The organism is Mangrovibacter phragmitis (assembly GCF_001655675.1).
Taxonomy (GTDB): Bacteria; Pseudomonadota; Gammaproteobacteria; order Enterobacterales; family Enterobacteriaceae; genus Mangrovibacter; species Mangrovibacter phragmitis.
Map to the genome: position 1 here is coordinate 1 of NZ_LYRP01000046.1, position 605 is coordinate 605.

Below are 605 nucleotides of genomic sequence, written 5' to 3' on the forward strand. Positions count from 1 at the left end.
GGCTCCCACTGCTTGTACGTACACGGTTTCAGGTTCTTTTTCACTCCCCTCGCCGGGGTTCTTTTCGCCTTTCCCTCACGGTACTGGTTCACTATCGGTCAGTCAGGAGTATTTAGCCTTGGAGGATGGTCCCCCCATATTCAGACAGGATACCACGTGTCCCGCCCTACTCATCGAGCTCACAACGGGTGCGCTTTCGTGTACGGGGCTTTCACCCTGTATCGCCGGCCATTCCGGACCGTTCCACTAACACACCTGCTGATTCAGACTCTGGGCTCTTCCCCGTTCGCTCGCCGCTACTTGGGGAATCTCGGTTGATTTCTTTTCCTCGGGGTACTTAGATGTTTCAGTTCTCCCGGTTCGCCTCATTAACCTATGGATTCAGTTAATGATAGTGTGACGAGTCACACTGGGTTTCCCCATTCGGACATCGCCGGTTATAACGGTTCATATCACCTCACCGGCGCTTTTCGCAGATTAGCACGTCCTTCATCGCCTCTGACTGCCAGGGCATCCACCGTGTACGCTTAGTCGCTTAACCTCACAACCCGAAGATGTCTTCGTGCTGTAAGTTTTGAGAGACTCACGAACAACTTGCGTTGTTC

The 605-nt window shown here is 53.1% G+C and carries 1 rRNA gene; it reads right to left on the bottom strand.

The window, feature by feature from the left end:
• A 23S ribosomal RNA gene (locus A9B99_RS18940) occupies nt 1-541 on the bottom strand; the annotation flags it as partial.
• Between the last annotated feature and the right edge of the window lie 64 nt (nt 542-605).